We start from the raw sequence: 20,774 nt of genomic DNA, 5'->3' as shown, positions 1-20,774 counted from the left end.
ATTCGAAAAACTATGCCAATCCTTACTGAAAAAGAACTTCAAGACATCGTAAATAAAGAAACTGAAGCTAAAGCCAAGATCGAAGAAAAAAACTTAGAAATTCGTCAGCTTTATAAAGAAAAACAAAACGTTAAATCACAAAAAAAAGGCTTTGTGGCTTCAACTGTAATTTTGGGTATTTTATTTTTAGCTCTTCTTTTTACAGTACTATTTCAGCCAAATCTATTGGAAATCAATGAAGGAGTAATAATCTCCGATGACGAAGTGGTGATAAAAAAGTCAGTTTTGAAAAATTATGAAAATAAAGTCATGGAGTTAGAATCTCAAGATTTTAACTATACCAATCCATTAGAATTAAAAGAATTTTATGCAGTTCAATTAGGTGCGTTTAAGAAATTCAATACCAAACTTTCTTCAGAAAATTATAGTGTAGTACATAATGCGAATTTCAAAGACTTTAATCTTTACACCTTAGGAGTATTTGAAACTGAAGCAGAAGCATTAAAACTGCGAAACGTTTTAAAGCAGCTCAACTTTAAAGATGCTTTTGTAGGCAAATATAAAGACGGTGAGCGCGTAGAATCCAACTATTAATATGAAATTTGAAAACCTAGAAATACCATTTTCAGATCTTCCAGATTTTAAATCTGTTGATCTTGAGCCTATTCAGAGTCGATACAAAAAACTCATATGGCTCAATGAAGCTTCGATTTTTATCGTTTTGTACGCTTTATCAATTTCGGGTTTCTTCTTTGATAAGTTCCCTTCATGGATTTCTTTCGTAGCTATTGGCATATTGAGTCTTTTTTTTCTTTTGAGGGCCACAGAGATTGAAAAAGGATTTCCTCTCAAGAAATTTGGAGTTAGACAGTATGATATGATTTATCAATCGGGATTTTTCTATTTTACGGAAACAGTAGTTCCTTATAAGAGAATCCAGCACGTAGAAATAAAACAAGGTCCATTATCAAGATTATTCTCTTTATACTCGTTGAGACTTTACACCGCAGGAGCGTCTTCTGGTGATCTTATAATTGATGGCCTTGATAAGTACACCGCTCAAAAGCTTAAGGCTAAGGTTCTTGATAAAACCACCGTGGAGGATGACGCAAATTGATTTTTCAATACCTAGGTTACAGTCCTTTAATGGGATTTTTCTTATTTTTTTTACAGATTTGGTTAAACGTGTTCGACAGAACATCTACCTCATAGCAATTCCATTTTTTAAAAACAATTTTTTTGAAAATTATGGAACGTACATTTACATTGGCCTCGCTGTACTAGTCATACTTCAGTTTGTATTTTCATATTTGTCCTACAAAAAATTTAAATTTTCCATTCAAGAAGATGCTTTTCATTTGGATAAAGGTGTTATTAAACTGAGTCACATTGAAATTCCTTTTGAGAGAATTCAAAATATCAATCTTCAGCAAAATATTTTTCAACAAGTATTGAATGTGGTTGGCTTCGAAATTGAAACCGCTGGAGAAGGTCTAGCTGAAATTAATATTAAAGCTCTTAACAAAGATTTTGCCAATGCATTAAAAGCAAGGCTTATAGAGGAAAAACAAAAAGTCGAAGCTAATGAGGAAGCTGCAGGCGAAAATGAAGAAGTTTCATCTGCATCTTCAATAAATCAGGCCAAACTCGAATCTAAAGAACCATCGATATTATTCCAATTGGATTTTACTACGCTCATTAAGGTAGGAGTAAGCTCCAATTTGTTTAAAGGAGTTGGTTTGTTGCTAGCTTTCTTTGCTTATCTGTATAATTTTGTGATGGACTTTCTTACCAATATTTATGACCTCAATTTGGAGAAAGATTTCAAAAACAGGATTCCAGAAACAATTACTTTCATTACTTTCTTAATATGTGGGATTCTAATAATTGGATTCTTGATTACAATTTTTACCACCGTACTTAAGTACTACAACCTCAAAATCATTAAAAGTCAAAAAAACTTCGAGGTTGAGCATGGTCTTTTGAAAAAAGTAAATAAGGTTATTAAAAAATCGAAGACTCAAATTTTCGAAATTCGAACAAACCCTTTGAAGAATTTGTTTAAAATAAATAGTGTTCATGTCAGTCAGGCTGCATCCAATCAGGTGACCGAAAAACAAAAAATTAATCTAGTTGGCTTATCTAAATCCAATTTGACGATTTTATTTAAGTCTTTATTTGAATTAGAGCTTTATGAGCAAGACTTCCAATTTGCAAAGTCTCAAAATAGATTATTCATCAGGTATTTTTATAAAAACCTGATCGTTATAATTGGACTATCTGCAGTTGCTTATTTCTTTTACTTCAATTGGCTTAGTGGAATAGTTTTGATTGTAATTTTCGCAATATTAATATGGCTTTCTTATCTAAAAGTCAAGAAGAGCAATGTAGGATTCAATTCTAATTTCATTTCAATACGAAAGGGCTCTTTGGACACAAAATTTAAAATTGTTGAAATACATAAACTTCAATCTTTTAGATTAAGCAGAAATATATTTCAACAAAACAATGGCCATGCTGATTTGATACTAGAAACGGCTTCAGGGACAACAACAATAGAGTACCTTGAAGAGAATGAAGCAACTAACTTACTTAATTACTTAATTTTCAAAGTCGAATCGATTGATAAGGATTGGATCTAAACCGTAACTAAAGGTTAGATTAATTAAGGAAAGATTCATTCTCTAAAGCTAGATAGTGCTCTACTTTATTATTTTCATTATGAATTGGAAAAATTTTGATTTCACACATGTATTCACTACCGTCTTTTTTATAATTTACCATAGAAGTCTCGCATATAGCACCTTCTTTTATGTGTGATCTAATGAATTGTAAAGCTTCTTTTGAAGTTTTCTCACCTTGAAGTATTTTGGGGCTTTTATCTTTCATAAAAGATAAACTATAACCAGTCATATCTTTAAAACCTTCGTTAACCCAAATTATTTTTTGGTTTTTGTCTGTGACAACTATCGCTTTATATTCATTTTTGAATAGAGTTTCTTCAATTTGAAAATCCCAATTGAATTTTGATTGGAATATGCTCAATTTTTCTACTTCTTGATTTTTCTTTAGCTTTTTTATGAGTTTAAAAAAATATTCGGAGTAAATATCCCAAGATAACAATGGTCCTCTTTTCATAATCAATCGCTTAAATATTAATTAACAAATTTAACGTTATTAAAGATTTAGCATGGTTTCATAATCGTTATATAAAACATAAAAAAACCTTAGCAATTGAAGGGCTAAGGTTTCTCTTTTTTTAAAAATCAACCATGAATTCTACATTAATTCTGGATAATCTTCAGGTTTGAATTCTCGTAAAATACTATAAACCTTTTCAAAAACATCTTCTGCTGAAGGTTTAGAAAAATAATCACCGTCAGTACCGTAGGCTGGTCGGTGAGCTTTAGCCGTTAAGGTCTGTGGTTTACTATCTAGAAATTTGTAACCATCTTGTTCATCTAAGATATTTTGCAATATAAATGCCGAAGCTCCTCCGGGAACATCTTCGTCCACAACAAGTAATCGATTTGTTTTTTCCAGACTTTTTACAATGTCATGTTCAATGTCAAATGGAAGTAATGATTGACAATCAATGATCTCTACATCAATACCCACTTCTTCTAGATCTTTTGCTGCTTGTTCTATAATTCTTAATGTAGAACCGTAAGAGACAATAGTAAGGTCTTTACCTTCTTTTATCGTTTCAACTTTACCAACAGGTGTTTTGAATTCTCCAAGGTTACTAGGTTTTTTCTCTTTCAATCTGTAACCATTTAGACACTCTACAATCAAAGCCGGTTCATCACTATCTAGCATTGTGTTATAAAAACCAGCGGCTTTGGTCATGTTTCTGGGAACCAAAATATTAACACCTCGTATTAAATTTAAAATCCCACCCATTGGTGAACCAGAATGCCATATTCCTTCAAGTCTATGACCGCGGGTTCTTACTATCAGTGGTGATTTTTGTTTTCCTTTTGTTCGGTAAGCAGTTGTGGCTAGATCATCACTCATTATTTGTAAAGCATAAAGCAAATAATCTAAATATTGTATCTCAGCAATTGGCCTAAGACCTCTTAACGACATGCCTATACCTTGGCCGAGGATTGTAGCTTCACGAATTCCAGTATCAGCAACTCTCAGTTTACCATATTTTTCTTGAAGACCTTCAAGACCTTGATTTACATCTCCAATTTCTCCAGCGTCTTCACCAAAAATTAAAGTTTCTGGACGAGTTTCAAATATCTTATCAAAATTGTCTCTTAGAATCACTCTGGCATCAACAACTTCTGCATCATCATCGTATGTTGGTTCAATTGCTTCAATATTTGTCGCCTTACCATCATATTCACTCCATAAATGGCTGCTATAATCTGGTTGCGTGCGTTGACTAAAATCCTTAATCCATTGAATTAGATTCGTTTTAGCATCAGATTGTTCGCCTCTGACATATCGCAAAGCTTTTCTTGATGTTGCTAGAATAACAGATTTAATTGGCTCATCATTATCTTTAAGCTCCTTCACCAATGATAAAATGAAATTTTTATTTTCAGATGAATTTGCTAATTCAGTAATTAATTTTATTACTGTTTTATTTTCAGACTTTGCAGTTTTTCCAAACGCTAACCAGGCTGCTTTCTTTCCATCTCGTACTTCTTTTTTAATGCTTTTTTCTAACTCAGTAAGCTCTTCATCTGTGGAAAAACCATTCGAGATCATCCAATCTCTCATTTTTTTATTGCAATCATGCTCTTTTTCCCATTGCAATCTATCTTCACTTTTATAACGTTCATGAGAACCAGATGTAGAATGACCTTGTGGCTGTGTAACTTCAACAACATGAATCATCACTGGAATGTGCTTTTCTCTAGCAATTTTCTCAGCTTTCTCATAAGTTTCGATAAGTGCAGGATAATCCCAAGCTTTTACAACTAGAATCTCATATCCATTGGTATCGTTTTCTTTTTGAAAGCCTTTTAAGACCTCAGAAATATTTTCTTTGGTCGTTTGGTGTCTGGCATGTACAGAAATTCCATAATCATCATCCCATATATTGATGACCATTGGAACCTGCATGACACCAGCAGCATTGAATGTTTCCCAAAATAAACCTTCACTTGTACTTGCATTTCCTATTGTACCCCAAGCTATTTCATTTCCATTTTTAGAGAACTTTTCAGAATCTATTCCATCGACATTTCTATAAATTTTTGAAGCTTGAGCAAGGCCAAGTAATCGAGGCATCTGACCAGCAGTAGGAGAGATGTCTGCACTGGAATTTTTTTGTTCCGTTAGGTTTTTCCAACTTCCATCTTCATTTAAACTATGTGTCATAAAGTGTCCACCCATTTGTCGACCTCCAGACATAGGTTCATCTTCCAAATTTGTGTTGGCATATAATCCAGCAAAAAATTGTTCGATAGTAAGTTTACCGATAGCCATCATAAAGGTTTGGTCTCTGTAGTAACCAGAGCGGAAATCACCATTCCTGAAAGATTTGGCCCACGCCAATTGCGGCACTTCCTTACCATCACCAAATATTCCAAACTTTGCTTTTCCCGTTAATACTTCACGTCGTCCTAGCAGACTACATTCTCTACTAGTAACGGCTATTTTATAATCTTCAAGCACTTGCTTTTTGAACTCATCAAAAGAAAGATCTTCTTTTTTTTGAACTTTATCTTGCATTATATCGATTTTAGGACTCTTGCGAATATAGTAAATTCAAACGAGTATTTTAGCTTTAAATTTAGTGACCAATTGCATTTTTCATAAATAAAAACAGGAATTATTCATTTTTATAAATAAATACTCATTAAAAATTATCTTTATTATGAATTTGATAAGTTATAAGAGTGAATACTTGTCAAATTAGTTTTAGTTCTTTCAGTTAAATTTTAGCCAACAACTTCAAGTTGACTATACCCCTGAGCATTTCTGTCTAAAACAATTTGAGTTTGAATTCTTTCTTTAAGAGTGCTAACATGACTAATGATGCCGATGGTCTTATTGCTCTCTGCCTGCAGTCGTTCTAGCGTATCCAAGGTAATATCAAGGGTTTCAGGATCCAGAGTTCCAAATCCTTCATCGATGAATAAACTATTGATTTCTACATTTCTAGAGGCCAAATCTGACAACCCAAGAGCAAGTGCCAAACTCATCAAAAAGGTTTCACCACCAGACAGAGTTTTAACCGACCTGCGCAAACCTCCCATATGGTTATCAATGACGTAAAGTTGATCCTTGTCTTCATTAGGTAGATAGCGATCTAACTCGTAACGCTCGTTCAAATGCTTCAAACGTTTGTTCCCTAGATGAATTAAGCGTTGTAAACTTAATTCCTGAGCAAATTTATTGAACTCAGTTCCCGTTGCATCACCAATCAGTTTATTCAAAATCTCCCACTTTTTGTTGGCTTTTAATTCTTCGGAAATTTCTTTTTCAATTTTTTTCAATTCTTCCAGAAGCTCTCGGTTGTTCTTGAGTTTTCTTTTGATTTCCTCTAGCTTGTATCTAGTCTCCTGCAAGGATTCTTTTAACTCTTTTATTGACTTTTCCGCTTCGTTTTTATCGGTGAAAAATTCAAAGTTTAAATTGTCAATTTGAATCTTCAAACCTTTTATTTTTTCCTTCTGAATTTGTACGCGTTCATTTAATTCGTTTAGCCGTTGGCTTAATGCCTGGTAGTCTGCCGACTTCATTCGGGATGAATTAGCTTCAGTAATATTTGAAAATTCGCTAGTTTTTATTTTTGGATTTAAGTCCGCCTGAAGCTGAAGCATCTCATCTTGAACTTTCTTTGCATTTTCTTTTTCTTTGAGGAGTGATTGGGAAGTGTGTTCTAGACCAGACTTTAATTTCATCCAAGTAGATTTTAAATCAGAAATTAATTCTTCTAAATCATCGCCGTCATATAGCTCTATCATTTCAGCTTTCAATTGACTTCCCTTTTTTCTTATTTCATTCAATTCTTCTAGAATTGATAATGAATTCTCAAGTGCTTTTTGATCAGTTTGCAGTTGCTTTAGTTTTTCCAGACTCTCAATCAATTTTTGAACTGAAACTTCAAACTCTTCTAGGGATTTTCCATCCAATTCTGAAAGAATGCTAGCATAACTTTCAGCAAAAAACTTTTTATTATTTTTTAGATCTAGCATCGAAGTTTCAAACTCATTCTCAAGGTCTTCAATGCGTTTTGATTTAGAGGCTTTTTCAGCCTTCAGTTTTGAAAGCTCATCAGATACTGACTTTATCTGAAGTTTTTGTTCTTTGATTTTTTTATCCAGTTTAGAATCAAGCCCTGGCATATGCTCTGAATAAGGATGTTCAATTGACCCACAAACAGGACAAGGTTCATTATTTCTCAATTGCTTTCTCAACTCATCTACTTTTAGCCTTAGGTTTTGGTTTTCTTTTTCCGTTTCCAAATGCCTTAGCTCTTTATCAAGAAAATTCAGAAGCTCCTCTTTCGAAGTGATAAGTTCTGGAAACTGGCTTAGCCCTTTTTTTTCATTTTGAAGAAAAACTTGGTTTTTTGAGATTCGTTCTTCAAGTTCCTTAATAGATTTCTCATCATATTTTGCTTCTTTCAGTTGGCTTAAGAATAGATTTTTAGCTTTGAGTATTTTTTCTAGAGTTTGACCAGCTTCCAATTTGATAGTTAAATTTTCTATCTGGTTTTTTGTGGTTTTGAGCTTAGTTTTTAGAAGATGCTCAAATTCTAAAATCGATTGTTTCTGAAATTTCAGTTCCAAAATTTCCAATTCTTTATTCAGAAATTCCTTTTTGGAAGCATAATCATTTCTTTTTAGTATCCTTTCATTATTTAAGGTTTGATAAACTTTTAAAAGATTGTTCAACTGTATTTCAACATTGATGTCTTCAACTTTCGTTTTGAGTAGACTCTCTATCCGATTTTTTACAGTTTCAATTTCATTATTTATTCGAGACTGCTTTTCTTTAAAATCGTTTATGGACTCAATAAGAGCCTCCTTTTTATCATCTAAAGCATTAAAATTCTTGAGCTCCTCGTCAAAATCCAAGGTCTTCGAATGCTTGCGAAGTTGTTCAGCATATTTTTCATGAAACTCATCAAATTCACTTTGAAACTTTGAAAGATTCTGACTTTCTTTTGCTAATTCCTGATCAAGTTTTTCTTTCGTCTTTAATTTATCCAAATCCTTTTCCTGTTGAGCAATCTTAAATTCCCGATGCTTTTCTTCAGATTCTAATTTTTCTTTTTCAAGATTATTGAATTCAAGATCTTCGGCACTTAAAAGCTTCTTTTGAAGGTCTTCTAAAAGGTTTTTTTGCTTTGAAATTTTTGATTTAAGTTGGTTATACTTTTCGAAGACTTTTCTACCAATCTGTCTATAAATAGACGTATTGGTTATTTTTTCTAAAAGTTCACTTCTTTCCTTCTCATTAGATTTCAATAGGGTAGCAAATTCGCCTTGTGATAACAGAACCGATTTTACAAATTGATCGTAAGACAAGCCCGCAAGCCTTTCGACTTCTTCTTGATTCTCTGTTTTCTTTTCGCTGAAGTACTTTTCAGTTTGCACATCCCAAAGATTCATATCGTGATCTCTCAGCTTTCCGTTTCTATTGGTCGAGATAGACCAAGTAGAGATGAAGGTGCCAGAGTTGCAGGAGAACTTAACTTTTGCGTAGGCTTCTTTTTGGTGCTTTGTCAAAATACTGCCATCTTGTTCTATCTTATTTTTGGTAACGCTGGAAATTCTTGGAGTTCTTCCATAAAGCGCAAGACAGATCGCATCAAGTAAAGTACTTTTTCCACTCCCTGTTGGCCCTATGATTGCAAATAATCCACCGGAATTTAATGGAGGTTTATTAAAGTTGACTTCATGTTCACCTTTTAGTGAATTGATATTTTTAAAATGTAAACTTTCTATTTTCATTCTTCGGTGCGATTCAATTCTTCCAAAATTTCTTCAAAGGCAGACATAAGCTCAAGTTTTGTCTGCTCGGTTTCATCCACGCCTTGCAGTTTTTTCAGAAATACTTGTTTTGGCGTAAAATCAGACACCTGACTTTCTGTTGAGGACACTCCTCTTTCAACTTTAGTCATATTTTTAAAGGAGACTTTATGTTTTACGATCTCACAATTTGGCTTATCAAAATTTTCAATTAATTGCTCTAAATCATAGTTGAGCGTGGCAGAAAATTCATTTTCCTGCATTTCAATCTCTATCAAGGTTTTAAGTTGAAATTCATTTTCAATAGCTTCAAGCTTTTCTTCTATTTCAGCCAAAGTCCCTTTGATCAAAACCAAATCTCTAAATTTTAGAATAGCAATACTTTCTGGTTCAAAACTTTTTCGGGTATCTATTAGCAAAACACGCTTTTCATTTTTGCGTTCACTAAAGGAAAGTGCAATAGGGGATCCGCTGTAGAATATTGGTGTTTCGGCATGTATGCGCTGGGGTTTATGAATATGTCCCAGCGCTATATAATCGTAACTGTTTCCAAAATGAGACGCTTCAAGACCGGCTAAATTTCCGATTTGAATATCTCGTTCACTTTCCGAGATGCTTGCTCCAGTTGCAAACAAATGACCCATACCCACAATAGGAATTTCAGGATATTTTTCCTTAGCTAGTCTAGCGGTCTCTTGGAAGTGATAGGAAATACTTTCTTTGATCGCTTCTTGTTTATTGTCATGACTTTCAGCATCAAATTGACGTTGAAGATTTCTACTTCTTAAGTAGGGTATCGCTGCAATAATTATTTCGATATTATTTTCTGAAGAAATCGGAATCAAACAATTTTTAAATTCATCTGGCATTTGGCCAATGACATGAATATCGAGCTGATTCAATATTTCTTTTGGTGCTTCCAAAACACTCGGAGAATCGTGATTTCCGCCAGTAATGATGATTTTAAGATCAAATTTTTTTAATTTGATCAATGTCTTATAATACTGATTCCTAGATTCACTAGAAGGATTTGAAAAATCAAATACATCACCGGAAATCAGTAAGACATCAACTGGATTTTTATCTAAATACTCACAGAGCCAATTGATAAACAGATCAAAGTCTTTGGCTAAATCTGTTTTATGCAGACGTTTTCCAATATGCCAATCGGCAGTGTGTAGTATTCTCATATTGCATTAAAGAGTTTTGTAATATCCAAACTTAAACCACAAGCGGTGTCTAAATCTGTTGTCGACCAGATAATCGTCGGTTCTGTAATCAAAACCAACTTCAAGTTTGTTTTTATCATCAAAATAAAATCCTAAGGCAGCTGTTAGTCTATTTTCCAGATCATCTTCAGTGCTTTGAATCATATAAATAAGTTCGTTGGAGACTGTTAAGTAATTTTCACCAGGATCCAAACTTAAGCCTTGAAGTGGGACTTGTCCTTTTATCCTGTATCTAGCTCTAAATAGGAGTGGGGCATCTTGGAAAAAAGTCTCATCGATTCGGATTCTATGACCAATTCTATAAAAGGATTCTCTTTGTAAAATCGAAACTTGTTGTATAGTTCTGTGAGTATTTTCTCCTTCTTCAATTCTGTATTGATATCCAACATCAACTTTTACGAAAGGCGATAGGCGTCTTCCAATAAAGGTTTGTAAGTCGGTTAAGGTTTGCTCATATTCAAACTCTTCATTTAGATTGTTGGAGTCAAACAATCCATTTTGAGATTCAATTTTATGGGTTATAGAATATTTTTCTGAAATCTTATAACTCAATGAAGCTTCGGGAAAAAAACCAAAAATGAATCTATCGTTTTGAGCTTTAGATGATAAAGACAACAACAAAAAGGCAACTAAAAAAAAATACTTCATATCAATAATCTAAATTATCTGTAGCCCTTAAATTGACGACTCTTTTTTCAATCAAAACGCCTTCAGCATTAAATAAAGCCTCCCATAATTCATCCTCACTTTCTGATTTTCCATAGTATTCAATTTCATATTTTATGGTGATGTTTTCAAACTCATCTTCATCAATCACATCTTCAAGATCATCTCCATCTCCAGTATATTGAATTTGAATTTTTGAAATTGAAAACTTTGCATAATTGGTTTCCAAAAAATTAGTAATGACTTCACGAACTTTTGGTGCCAATTCATTTTCATCAATGAGAATTTCAATATTCCTTACATTTCCATCAAGACTAAATTCTACACTGTGTAGGTGTTTGTCGTGTTTTAGTTTAGCTTCAAAGACTTCTTTCTTACCATCGGTTTGGTAATACCATTTAACTTTCCGCTTATTTTCGTAAGCATCATTTAACCATTCTTTGGCTTGTTCGTGGACTTCACTTTTTTTTACTCGTTTCTCGACTTCATTTTTTTCTTGAGTATAACCGAAAGCAATACCAAATAGAACAAATAGAGTAGTTATAATTCGTATCATTTCTTGAAAATTTTAATCTAGAAAACTTCTTATGGCCAATTCGTAACTTCTTAATCCGAACCCAATAATGATTCCAAAAGCATTTGGTGATACGTAGGATTGTTTACGGAATTCCTCTCTCGCGTGAGTATTGGAAATGTGTACTTCTATTACTGGTGTCCCAATAGCTTTGATGGCATCGCCAATGGCTACTGAGGTATGAGTATACGCAGCTGCGTTAAGAATTATCCCGTCTACATTGTCATCTGCTTCCTGCAATTCTGAAATTAATTCCCCTTCTATATTGGACTGAAAGTAAGACAATTCGACATCTTTAAATTGAAATTGAAGCTCAGTGAAATAATCTTTAAAGGTAGACTTACCATAAATTTCGGGTTCTCTTTTTCCTAATATATTTAAATTAGGACCATTGATGACATGTATTTTCATAGGGTTTATCTTAGTTATCAAATTTATTAAAATAAATAACGCCAAAAATTATTATTGATTAGGATTTTTTCCTTAATTTCATGGAATTATTCCTAGTAAAGCTTTAATCACTATGAAATCAGATTTACCATTAGAAATCCAGCGTTTCAAGCAAATTCGTGAAGAAAATAATTTCACTCAAACCGAATTTGCTGAGATTTTAAACATTAAAAATTCTACTTCAGATATTGAACGAGGTAAAACTAAACTTTCCGGCCAAGTGGTTATGATGCTTTTGAAAATTTTTGAAGTTAATCCGCTTTGGCTTTACGGTGAAAGTTTTCAGAAAAAACTAGATGTTCATCATATCAATTCTATGCCAAAAGTGATTTCAGTAGATGAAAGTAATTCCAGAGAAAACATGCTATTAGTCAATCAAAAAGCGGCTGCTGGCTATCCTCAAAATATTGGTGATGCAGAATGGTACCATCAACTACCAGCTTTTGAAATGCCAATCCCTCAATTTAGGAATGCCTCTTACAGAGGATTTCAGGTCGAAGGTGATAGTATGGAGCCCAACTTTCATTCTGAAGACTGGGTACTTGGAAAATCAGTAGAAAGTTTGCAGCAAGCGGCAAATCATAAAGTCTATGTATTTGTGCTGCAGGATTCAGTATTGGTTAAAAAACTTCATAAACATCCTAACTCACATAAAATCTCATTGATTTCTACCAATTCTTATTATCCACCTTATGAAGTACAAGATTCTGAAGTTCAGGAAATCTGGGAAGTGACCAGTAAATTGACTTTTTCAATCAATGAAAATTCTGAAAACAGTATGCTTAAAAAATTGGAGCAGTCTATGGAAGAACTTAAAACTCAACTCAATTCAATAAAAACAAGCTAAATGGATTTTGAACGTTTATTTGATTTTCTGGAAACACTTAACGCCAACAACAGCAAAGAGTGGATGGATGAAAACAGAAAAGAGTACGAATCTGTAAAAGCAGACTATGTAAAATGGCTGGAAGATCTGGATTTGAAATTGTCAAAAATTGACGAGAAATACTATTCGTCATCTGGTAAAAAAGCTATCAACCGCATTAATAATAATTTGCTATATCATCCTAACAAACCAACTTACAAAGACCACTTTGGAGCAGGTCTCGATAAACGTCCAAAAACAGGTGACTTCTATATTCACCTGGGAATTGAAGAAGTCTTTGTAGCTGGTGGGTTTTACAAACCAAAACCTGAACTACTAAAAAGCATTAGGGAAGCAATTGATTACAATGGTGATGAATTCAAAGCAATTATTACTTCTGAAACTTTTCAAGAGCATTTTGGTGGGTTGATGAAGGATGACGACAAGTTAAAAACATCTCCAAAAGGATTTTCGCAAGACCATAAGCATATCGACTTACTTAGACTCAAAAGCTTTGCTGCTATGAAACCATTTGATAGAAAGGACGTCCTTTCATCAGATTTTAAAGATAAAGTTATTGAGACCTATACAGCTATGCTTCCCTTTAGAAGATACCTTAATAAAGCAGTAACCGTATAAATTTTATTTTTAAAGGCCTTAAATCCTAAAAATCAATTAATCCTTGCAAGCCTTGTTATTCTTGGATTTACTGGGTTTTTATTTTTAATTTTTCCCAAAAGCTTGTTTGAGGTGATCAATACGGTTTCAATTTGGGTAAGAACCTTTTTTGGGAAATTATATCTGGTTTTAGGCTTACTTATAGTCCTTTATTTATTAATAATCGCCATCTCTCCCTTAGGAAAAATAAATCTAGGTTCCAGTCCACCAGAATATTCGACTTTATCCTGGCTAGCCATGATGTATTCTACAGGAATGGGAGCAGGCATCATTTTGAGAGCAGTTCAGGAACCCATATTTATGATGCAACATTCAAATATGGAACTCTCAAGACCTAATGACATTCATGGACTGGAAATGACTTTTTATCATTGGGGATTTACAGCCTGGGGGTTTTATGGACTTTTTGCTTTATTCATCGCGTATTTATTAGTCAAGAAAAAAAATATTCAGCTGAGTCACATTATTCCTAAGCTTTCCAATTCATTGACAACCAAATCTATAGATCTACTCGTAATCCTCACAACAGTTTTTGGCGTGGTGAGCGCAGTAGCTCTAGGAATAAGACAAATAGAAGGAGGAATTAGCTTCATCACAGAGTCTTCTCTTGGCGTTTATCTTAGCATCATACTTTGTGTTTTGATCTTCTCATTTGCGATTTTTTCATCCATTAAAGGTTTAAGTAAAGGAATCAGGCGTTTATCTAACGTCAACATTACACTTACTTTGCTACTCCTTGCTTATGTGATTCTTAACAGTGACATCAGCTTAATATTATCAAATCTTTTGCAGTCTGTTTTAGCTCTGCTTCAGGATTTTGTACCACTAAGTTTAGCTGTTGGAGAATTCGATTTTAGCGAAGAGTTTCTATCAGATTGGACTTATTATTACTGGGCTTTTTGGTTGGCTTGGGCTCCTTTTACAGGAATTTTCATCGCTAGAATTTCCCAAGGGCGCAGCATACGACAACTTATTTTAGGAGTACTCATTGTTCCAAGCTTAGGATCATTTCTATGGTTTACAAGTTTTGGAACATCCGCTATTGAATTGATAAATGCTGAAGTCGTTTCCAGTTTTGCATTCGATAATGTTTTTACTGCAACCTTTGTGCTTCTGGAACAATTTCCTCTTGGTTTTTATGCGGTTATCTTGGCCATTCTGCTTCTGATTGGTTTTTTAATCACGTCGGTAGACTCAGCAATTTTTGTTTTAGGGATGTTCTCAGACTTAACTAAAATCAATCCTGCAACTTTCCATAAATTGACTTGGGGAATTTTACTTTTTTTAGTCACTTTAGGATTTCTGATGATAGGAAGGTTTAGTCAGGCAGGAAATGTGTTGGAAGCTGTCCAAAAAATCCTTATCGTCAGTTCATTGGCTTTAGCTTTGTTAAGTGTCGTTTTTATCTTTGGATTTACCTTTGGCTTAGTTCGACATTATAAATCCAGGAAGGATCAAATTCAGAAGTAGTTTGTATTTTTATCTATGCATTGCTCAGCTTTTATTAACAAGAAATCATGAAAAAACAACTCAAAAACATAGTCAAATTCACAAACGATTATACTAATGAAGACCGAATTATTCTGCGAGATCATTTAGCGATGGAGCGAACTAAACTCGCCAATGAGCGCACGCTTTTGTCTTATTTACGGTCTTCTCTTTATCTGCTTTTAGGCGGCGTTGGCTTAGTTAGCATAAAAGACACAATTTTTGAAGACGTCAAAGTGATTGGTTATGTAGCTGTTGTGTTTAGTATCATTTTTCTCGCTGTTGGTATCATTCGGTACATTCAGCTAAAACGGCATTTGAGGACTTTCAAATAAATTTCTTTATTTAATCATTTTCAAAATCGATTGCTGATAAAATCTTTTGAGTAGCTCCAGCTTCAGAATTCACAAAATGACCACTAATCTGCCCACTTTTCTCTCTAAACATTGAATCAGAGATAAGTTTTTCAAATATTGATACAAATTCATTAGCTGAACTAACACTAAATAAACCGCCTAGTCGTCTTAGCATTTTTGCTTCAGGAAACTTTTCAAAGTTTTTGCCAATAACTATTGGAATACCAAAAGCAGCAGGTTCCAATACATTGTGCAATCCGCTTAATCCCATGCCACCACCAACATAAGCCAAATCGGCGTAACTGTAAATCTTGGTCAATAAGCCTATAGTATCGACTATCAAAACCTGAAGCTCCTCCAAGTTTTGATTTTCAATTTCAGAAAAACAAAGGACTTTTTTTGTAATACTTTTTTTCAATTTCTGAATTTGAGCCGAATTAATTTGATGAGGAGCGATAACAAACTTTATGTGTTCTGGAGCATTATTTATGGCGTCCAGAGTAATCGATAGATCTTCGGGCCAGGTGCTTCCAAATACCATTGTAAGTTCACCTGAAGCTGTAAACTTATCCATAAAGTCAAGCTGATTATTCATTGCTAACTGAGAAATTACTCTGTCATAGCGGGTATCTCCCGAAATGCTGGCCTGCTCGAAACCGTGATCTTTTAAAAGAGCTAGCGATTCTTCATTTTGTACAAAAAGATGATCAAATTTGCTCAAGGCTTTCGCCATAAACTGCCCCATTGGTTTAAAATACAGCTGTTGTTTCCTGAAGACTCCAGAAATAAGGTAGGATTTAATTTGTTTTTTTTCCAACACGTCCATCAAATTGGGCCAGACTTCATACTTAATAAAAAAAGCGATTTCTGGTTTCAGGATATTTAGAAATTTTCCTGCATTTTTCTTAGTGTCCAGAGGTAGATAAGTAACAATATCCAATTTAGAATCTTTCTTTTTAACCTCATAGCCAGAAGGAGAAAAAAAGCTTACTGCTATTTTATGAGAAGTGTATTTTTTCTTCAGAGCATCAATAATAGGAACAGCTTGTTCATATTCACCAAGAGAAGCTGCGTGAAACCAAATAACTTTTTCATTTTCAGATACTTGAGATTTTAGTTCAGATTCCCAGTGGATTCTTCCTTCAGCAAATGATTTCATTTTAGGATTGAAATATTTCAAAACAGGCAAGAAAAATTGAAAACTGTGGATGATGAATTGATATAATGACTTCAAATTAAATTTTTTTCAAAAATAAGCTTTTAACGGAATTGTCTCTTTGAATACTTAATATTCTTATTTTTGTGTAAGAAAAAAAGACTATGAAAAAACTACAAATGGTTGATCTGAAGGGTCAATACGAAAAAATAAAAAAAGAAGTAGACAAATCCATCATAGATGTTGTTGATTCTACAGCTTACATTAATGGTCCGGCTGTAAAACAATTTCAGGAGAATCTTGAGCAGTACATGGATGTGAAACATGTTATCCCTTGTGCTAATGGTACAGATGCTCTTCAAATTTCAATGATGGCGCTTGGATTGAAGCCAGGAGATGAAGTAATCACCGTAGATTTCACATTTGCTGCTACGGTAGAAGTAATAGCACTTCTCAACTTAACTCCTGTGTTAATTGATGTAGATAAAGATACCTTCAATATTGATTTGAAAAAATTAGAACAAGCCATCACACCAAAAACCAAAGCTATTGTACCAGTTCATTTATTTGGACATGTAGCACAGATGGAAGAGATCATGGACATTGCCAAAGCTCATAATTTATATGTGATAGAAGATAATGCGCAGGCTATTGGAGCCGATTATACATTTAAAAATGGTTCTCAGCAAAAAGCTGGAACGATTGGAAATGTTGGGGCTACTTCATTCTTTCCTTCCAAAAATCTTGGAGCTTATGGTGATGGTGGTGCCATTTTCACCAACGATGATGATTTGGCTCACACAATTAGGGGAGTGGTCAACCACGGAATGTATGAGCGTTACCATCATGATGTGGTTGGTGTGAACTCTAGACTGGACAGCGTCCAGGCTGCAATTTTGGATATCAAATTAAAACATCTGGATGATTACAGCTCCAGAAGACAAAATGCCGCAAGACATTATAACGAAGCTTTAAGTAAGTCTGAAAATTTACAGACTCCTAAGACCATAACTCACAAACAATGTGATAATTCTAAAGGTATTTGTGACACATGCGATTGTCATGTCTTTCATCAATATACAATCAAGATTAAGAATGGGAAGCGTGACGAATTAGTAAATCATTTTAAGGCTAATAATATTCCTCATGGAGTTTATTACCCAATTCCTCTTCATTCTCAAAAAGCTTACAAAGATGAGCGATATGATGAAAAGGAGTTTGTGGTTACCAATCAATTGGTAGATGAAGTGATTTCTTTGCCAATGCATACTGAATTGGATAAAGAACAAATTGACTACATAACTTTAGAGATTATTAAAGTAGTAGGATAGTTATTCCAATTTACTTGAAAATTTAAAAAGCCTCGAATCTCGAGGCTTTTTTATACTATTTCTGCGCTGATTCCAGCTCTAAGAATTTCTGTACATCTTGGTTTTAAGTCATCAAAATCTCCAGACTTAACGGCACATTTTCCTTTGTAATGGATTAAAAGAGTGCACTGTTCTGCTTGTAAGGCATCATGATCACAGGTTTTAATCAAAGTTTCTATGACATGATCAAAGGTGTTGACTTCGTCATTATATACCACAATTTCATGAGAATCTGTAAGTTTTTCTTTTACATCAACATCTTCTAAAACTTCTTCTTTAACGCTCATTACTAAATTTTAGAGCAAATATAAATAGAATACTTTAAGCAACATTTAATTTTTTGTGAATTTGACCGCTACCCAGTTGTCTTTTGTTTGATGTTTAACGAATGTCAATTCATTGCGACTTGCTTCTTTTTCAATAAGTTCTAGATCTTCTTCATAAAATCCGCTAAAATAAATTGCACCACCAGACACCAAATGAGCTGAGTAAGTTGACATATCTTCTAAAAGAATATTTCTATTGATGTTCGCCAAAATCAAATCGTAATTTTTTTCAATTTTATCGGATCCTCCCAGGATGACATTTCCTTTGCAAGAATTCCGCTCTAGATTTTCTTCAGTGTTTTCAACGCACCAGGTATCAATATCAATATAATCTACAGATGTAGCTCCTCGGATGTCAGTAAGAATTCCTAGAACTCCAGTGCCACATCCCATGTCCAGAACTCTTTTATTCTCGCAATCTTCTTCAAGAAGCATTTCAGAAATTTGATAGGTTGTTGCATGATGCCCAGTTCCAAAGGACATTTTTGGCTCTATAATGATGTCGATATCAGCCTTTGTTTTGGAATGGAAAGGTGTTCGTATCGTACATCTAGTGTCAATATGAATAGGATGGAAATTTTTCTCCCATTCTTCATTCCAATTGACTTGCTCTATTGTCGACTTGGTATGAACGATTTGAAATTCATCCGATTTTAGAATGGAGACTTCATTGAGGAGATCTTTCCTATCTTCCGATTCAATAATATACCCAAGAAGACCTTTTTCATGATCTTCAAAACTTTCAAAAGGTAATTCACCCAATTCAGCCAGCAGAATATCTCTGCCGGGCTGAAGGGGGTGAACCTCAAATTTATATTCTATGTATTTCATTTTAGAATGACATCACAATTTCTGAAAAGCTTTTTGCATCCAAAGAAGCTCCACCGATAAGTCCTCCATCAACGTCTTTTTTGGCGAAAATTTCTTTAGCATTGTTTGGTTTTACACTTCCTCCGTATAGAATAGAAGTTTGGTCTGCAACATCCTGACTATATTTTTCAGCCAGTACTTTTCGAATATATTCATGAATTTCCTGAGCTTGTTCGGGAGATGCTGTTTCTCCGGTTCCAATAGCCCAAACTGGTTCGTAAGCTATGACAACGTTTTTCATGTCTGAAGCACTAACGTGAAAAAGTCCTTTTTCCAACTGCTCCTTAACTATATCAAAATGCTTGTCTGCTTTTCTTTGTTCTAATTTTTCTCCTATGCAAAACATGATTTTAAAGTCATGCTTAAGGGATGCAGTAACTTTTTTAGCTAATACATCATTAGTTTCGTTATAAATAGCTCTTCGCTCACTGTGGCCGATAATGACATATTCAACTCCCACACTTTTAAGCATATCTGGAGATATTTCTCCTGTAAAAGCACCTTCCTCATTTTCATTGATGTTTTGAGAAGATATTTTTATTGAAGAATCTTTTAAATTTTGATGTATAGGATATAAGTTAGTATATGGTGGAGCAATGATTACTTCAGCATTAGATTTGGAAAAATCCTTTAGCTTTAAATCGTTTAGCAAATGAAGAGCTTCATCTAGGTTACAATTCATTTTCCAGTTTCCTGCTACAATTTGAGTTCTCATGATTTTTATTTTTAATTTATATTCTTGGGTCTAATAGTTTGTAAATTATATCTACTAAGATATTAATAATGATAAAGATGATAGCTATGGTTAACACTGCTCCCATAATAATTGGCAAATCTAGCGTGTTTAAAGCATCTACTATTTCTTTTCCGATGCCATTCCATCCGAAAATATATTCAACAAAAACAGCTCCCGCCAGCATGGAGGCAAACCAGCCTGATATGGCAGTGACAACTGGATTTAACGCGTTTTTTAAGCTGTGATTTATAATTACTGAATAAGCGCTTAGTCCTTTTGCTCTAGCTGTTCTTATGTAATCTTGCTGAAACACTTCTAATAGCGAACTTCTCATAAGCTGAACAACAACTGCAAGCGGCCTGATTCCTAGTACAAAGGCTGGTAATATTAAGTTTTTGAAATGAAAAATCTTTTCTTCACCAAAATCGTCTAATTCGTAAAGATTGCCTGTCATGTTTAATCCTGTGTATTCCTTAAGAACATAGCCAAAGAGCCAAGCTGCAAGAATAGCACTAAAAAAAGAAGGCAAGCTCATGCCTAAGGTGCTAAGGACTTGTATGCTTTTGTCTATCCAGGTATCCTTTTGAAGGGCAGAAATAATTCCCAAAAAAATACCTATAATAAGCGCAATTGCAATTGAAGAGACCGCTAAAATTGCTGTGTTCGGTAAAGTTTGTTTAATAATATCAAGCACTTTTTGATCCTGACGTTGGAATGAAGTTCTTAAATAGGGTGTTTTTATATAAACAGAGCCTGCAGCCAAGGAAAATAATTGCGTTCCATTATATTTATTCTCTTCAAAATAAGTAAAGTCTTTTACATTTGAACTATGCCAGGAGATAGGCAGCAAATCATTAATATAGTATAAGTACTGCTGACCTATGCTTTTATCAAAACCATATTTTTCTTTTTGTTGCTGAAGTTGTTCTTGAGTTTCATTTTGCCCAAGCATCATTTGTGCAGGATCTCCAGGCAGAACATTAAAAAGAAAAAATATCACGGTAACTACACCAAAAACGGTGAGTAAAGCATAAGCAGTTTTTTGAACAAAATTTTTCAGCAATGGAT

General features: G+C 33.9%; 20 protein-coding genes. 8 read left to right on the top strand and 12 right to left on the bottom strand.

All coding sequences use genetic code 11. The features are described 5' to 3' along the window. Positions 1 to 12 precede the first annotated feature (12 nt). Genes LB449_RS09805 through LB449_RS09795 form a run of 3 tightly spaced genes read left to right on the top strand, consistent with a single transcriptional unit; the run spans position 13 to position 2,642 of the window. A complete protein-coding gene (locus tag LB449_RS09805) occupies positions 13 to 594 on the top strand; it encodes an SPOR domain-containing protein (RefSeq protein WP_224454931.1) in 582 nt (193 codons plus the stop codon). A 1-nt stretch (position 595) separates the two neighbouring features. Next, the gene (locus LB449_RS09800; protein ID WP_224454930.1) at positions 596 to 1,117 is read left to right on the top strand and encodes a PH domain-containing protein; all 522 of its coding nucleotides are present in this window, start codon (positions 596 to 598) and stop codon (positions 1,115 to 1,117) included. After that, a complete protein-coding gene (locus LB449_RS09795) occupies positions 1,104 to 2,642 on the top strand; it encodes a PH domain-containing protein (RefSeq protein WP_224454929.1) in 1,539 nt (512 codons plus the stop codon). The genes LB449_RS09800 and LB449_RS09795 overlap by 14 nt, the downstream gene beginning before the upstream one ends. Before the next feature lie 19 nt (positions 2,643 to 2,661). On the opposite strand, the gene LB449_RS09790 is transcribed toward LB449_RS09795, so the two are convergent. From LB449_RS09790 to aroQ, 7 genes are all read right to left on the bottom strand, one after another. Next, on the bottom strand, positions 2,662 to 3,138 hold the full coding sequence (locus tag LB449_RS09790; protein ID WP_224454928.1) for a PAS domain-containing protein: 477 nt from the start codon (positions 3,136 to 3,138) through the stop codon (positions 2,662 to 2,664). Positions 3,139 to 3,279: 141 nt separating this feature from the next. After that, the gene (locus tag LB449_RS09785) at positions 3,280 to 5,691 is read right to left on the bottom strand and encodes an alpha-ketoacid dehydrogenase subunit alpha/beta (protein WP_224454927.1); all 2,412 of its coding nucleotides are present in this window, start codon (positions 5,689 to 5,691) and stop codon (positions 3,280 to 3,282) included. Between the two features lie 209 nt (positions 5,692 to 5,900). Continuing rightward, positions 5,901 to 8,924, bottom strand: a complete 3,024-nt coding sequence (locus LB449_RS09780; RefSeq protein ID WP_224454926.1) for an AAA family ATPase — start codon at positions 8,922 to 8,924, stop codon at positions 5,901 to 5,903. Then, positions 8,921 to 10,132 (bottom strand): exonuclease subunit SbcD, encoded by a 1,212-nt coding sequence (gene sbcD / locus LB449_RS09775; protein WP_224454925.1) that lies wholly within the window; start codon positions 10,130 to 10,132, stop codon positions 8,921 to 8,923. The genes LB449_RS09780 and sbcD overlap by 4 nt, the downstream gene beginning before the upstream one ends. 6 nt (positions 10,133 to 10,138) lie before the next feature. Then, positions 10,139 to 10,819: a DUF2490 domain-containing protein gene (locus tag LB449_RS09770; RefSeq protein WP_224454924.1), complete on the bottom strand. Its 681-nt coding sequence runs from the start codon at positions 10,817 to 10,819 to the stop codon at positions 10,139 to 10,141. 1 nt (position 10,820) lies between these two features. After that, positions 10,821 to 11,393: a hypothetical protein gene (locus tag LB449_RS09765; protein ID WP_224454923.1), complete on the bottom strand. Its 573-nt coding sequence runs from the start codon at positions 11,391 to 11,393 to the stop codon at positions 10,821 to 10,823. 12 nt (positions 11,394 to 11,405) lie between these two features. After that, positions 11,406 to 11,822 (bottom strand): type II 3-dehydroquinate dehydratase, encoded by a 417-nt coding sequence (aroQ, locus tag LB449_RS09760; protein WP_224454922.1) that lies wholly within the window; start codon positions 11,820 to 11,822, stop codon positions 11,406 to 11,408. Positions 11,823 to 11,934: 112 nt separating this feature from the next. On the opposite strand from aroQ, the gene LB449_RS09755 reads away from it, so the two are divergent. From LB449_RS09755 to LB449_RS09740, 4 genes are read left to right on the top strand one after another with little or no spacing between them, the layout of a single operon-like run. Continuing rightward, on the top strand, positions 11,935 to 12,708 hold the full coding sequence (locus LB449_RS09755; RefSeq protein ID WP_224454921.1) for a LexA family transcriptional regulator: 774 nt from the start codon (positions 11,935 to 11,937) through the stop codon (positions 12,706 to 12,708). Next, the gene (locus LB449_RS09750; protein ID WP_224454920.1) at positions 12,709 to 13,365 is read left to right on the top strand and encodes a DUF2461 domain-containing protein; all 657 of its coding nucleotides are present in this window, start codon (positions 12,709 to 12,711) and stop codon (positions 13,363 to 13,365) included. Next, a complete protein-coding gene (locus tag LB449_RS09745) occupies positions 13,366 to 14,874 on the top strand; it encodes a BCCT family transporter (protein ID WP_317196216.1) in 1,509 nt (502 codons plus the stop codon). It begins immediately after the preceding gene. Between the two features lie 47 nt (positions 14,875 to 14,921). Continuing rightward, positions 14,922 to 15,227, top strand: a complete 306-nt coding sequence (locus tag LB449_RS09740; RefSeq protein ID WP_224454919.1) for a DUF202 domain-containing protein — start codon at positions 14,922 to 14,924, stop codon at positions 15,225 to 15,227. Between the two features lie 10 nt (positions 15,228 to 15,237). Here LB449_RS09740 and LB449_RS09735 read toward each other — a convergent pair whose 3' ends face one another. Then, complete coding sequence (locus tag LB449_RS09735) at positions 15,238 to 16,482, bottom strand: 3-deoxy-D-manno-octulosonic acid transferase (RefSeq protein WP_224454918.1); 1,245 nt, start codon at positions 16,480 to 16,482, stop codon at positions 15,238 to 15,240. 86 nt (positions 16,483 to 16,568) lie between these two features. Here LB449_RS09735 and LB449_RS09730 point away from each other — a divergent pair, with 86 nt between their 5' ends. Continuing rightward, positions 16,569 to 17,735: a DegT/DnrJ/EryC1/StrS family aminotransferase gene (locus tag LB449_RS09730; RefSeq protein WP_224454917.1), complete on the top strand. Its 1,167-nt coding sequence runs from the start codon at positions 16,569 to 16,571 to the stop codon at positions 17,733 to 17,735. A gap of 50 nt (positions 17,736 to 17,785) precedes the next feature. Here LB449_RS09730 and LB449_RS09725 read toward each other — a convergent pair whose 3' ends face one another. Genes LB449_RS09725 through LB449_RS09710 form a run of 4 tightly spaced genes read right to left on the bottom strand, consistent with a single transcriptional unit; the run spans position 17,786 to position 20,769 of the window. After that, a complete protein-coding gene (locus tag LB449_RS09725) occupies positions 17,786 to 18,061 on the bottom strand; it encodes an ATP-dependent Clp protease adaptor ClpS (protein ID WP_224454916.1) in 276 nt (91 codons plus the stop codon). A gap of 45 nt (positions 18,062 to 18,106) precedes the next feature. Further along, positions 18,107 to 18,931 (bottom strand): 50S ribosomal protein L11 methyltransferase, encoded by an 825-nt coding sequence (prmA, locus tag LB449_RS09720; RefSeq protein ID WP_224454915.1) that lies wholly within the window; start codon positions 18,929 to 18,931, stop codon positions 18,107 to 18,109. 1 nt (position 18,932) lies between these two features. After that, a complete protein-coding gene (gene tpiA / locus LB449_RS09715; RefSeq protein ID WP_224454914.1) occupies positions 18,933 to 19,685 on the bottom strand; it encodes a triose-phosphate isomerase in 753 nt (250 codons plus the stop codon). A 16-nt stretch (positions 19,686 to 19,701) separates the two neighbouring features. Continuing rightward, positions 19,702 to 20,769, bottom strand: a complete 1,068-nt coding sequence (locus tag LB449_RS09710; protein ID WP_224454913.1) for an ABC transporter permease — start codon at positions 20,767 to 20,769, stop codon at positions 19,702 to 19,704. Positions 20,770 to 20,774: the final 5 nt, after the last annotated feature.

Origin of the sequence: Psychroflexus lacisalsi, assembly GCF_020164495.1 — a bacterium.
In the GTDB taxonomy this organism is placed as follows: Bacteria; Bacteroidota; Bacteroidia; order Flavobacteriales; family Flavobacteriaceae; genus Psychroflexus; species Psychroflexus lacisalsi.
The sequence above is the reverse complement of the archived record's forward strand: the minus strand, read 5'-3'. Positions and strand labels throughout refer to the sequence as shown.

What these genes read in the sequence shown, in the direction of transcription:
- LB449_RS09805 (WP_224454931.1), top strand. Translation starts at nt 13, where the DNA reads ATGCCAATCCTTACTGAAAAAGAACTTCAAGACATCGTAAATAAAGAA.
- LB449_RS09800 (WP_224454930.1), top strand. Translation starts at nt 596, where the DNA reads ATGAAATTTGAAAACCTAGAAATACCATTTTCAGATCTTCCAGATTTT.
- LB449_RS09795 (WP_224454929.1), top strand. Translation starts at nt 1,104, where the DNA reads ATGACGCAAATTGATTTTTCAATACCTAGGTTACAGTCCTTTAATGGG.
- LB449_RS09790 (WP_224454928.1), bottom strand. Translation starts at nt 3,138, where the DNA reads ATGAAAAGAGGACCATTGTTATCTTGGGATATTTACTCCGAATATTTT.
- LB449_RS09785 (WP_224454927.1), bottom strand. Translation starts at nt 5,691, where the DNA reads ATGCAAGATAAAGTTCAAAAAAAAGAAGATCTTTCTTTTGATGAGTTC.
- LB449_RS09780 (WP_224454926.1), bottom strand. Translation starts at nt 8,924, where the DNA reads ATGAAAATAGAAAGTTTACATTTTAAAAATATCAATTCACTAAAAGGT.
- sbcD (WP_224454925.1), bottom strand. Translation starts at nt 10,132, where the DNA reads ATGAGAATACTACACACTGCCGATTGGCATATTGGAAAACGTCTGCAT.
- LB449_RS09770 (WP_224454924.1), bottom strand. Translation starts at nt 10,819, where the DNA reads ATGAAGTATTTTTTTTTAGTTGCCTTTTTGTTGTTGTCTTTATCATCT.
- LB449_RS09765 (WP_224454923.1), bottom strand. Translation starts at nt 11,393, where the DNA reads ATGATACGAATTATAACTACTCTATTTGTTCTATTTGGTATTGCTTTC.
- aroQ (WP_224454922.1), bottom strand. Translation starts at nt 11,822, where the DNA reads ATGAAAATACATGTCATCAATGGTCCTAATTTAAATATATTAGGAAAA.
- LB449_RS09755 (WP_224454921.1), top strand. Translation starts at nt 11,935, where the DNA reads ATGAAATCAGATTTACCATTAGAAATCCAGCGTTTCAAGCAAATTCGT.
- LB449_RS09750 (WP_224454920.1), top strand. Translation starts at nt 12,709, where the DNA reads ATGGATTTTGAACGTTTATTTGATTTTCTGGAAACACTTAACGCCAAC.
- LB449_RS09740 (WP_224454919.1), top strand. Translation starts at nt 14,922, where the DNA reads ATGAAAAAACAACTCAAAAACATAGTCAAATTCACAAACGATTATACT.
- LB449_RS09730 (WP_224454917.1), top strand. Translation starts at nt 16,569, where the DNA reads ATGAAAAAACTACAAATGGTTGATCTGAAGGGTCAATACGAAAAAATA.
- LB449_RS09725 (WP_224454916.1), bottom strand. Translation starts at nt 18,061, where the DNA reads ATGAGCGTTAAAGAAGAAGTTTTAGAAGATGTTGATGTAAAAGAAAAA.
- prmA (WP_224454915.1), bottom strand. Translation starts at nt 18,931, where the DNA reads ATGAAATACATAGAATATAAATTTGAGGTTCACCCCCTTCAGCCCGGC.
- tpiA (WP_224454914.1), bottom strand. Translation starts at nt 19,685, where the DNA reads ATGAGAACTCAAATTGTAGCAGGAAACTGGAAAATGAATTGTAACCTA.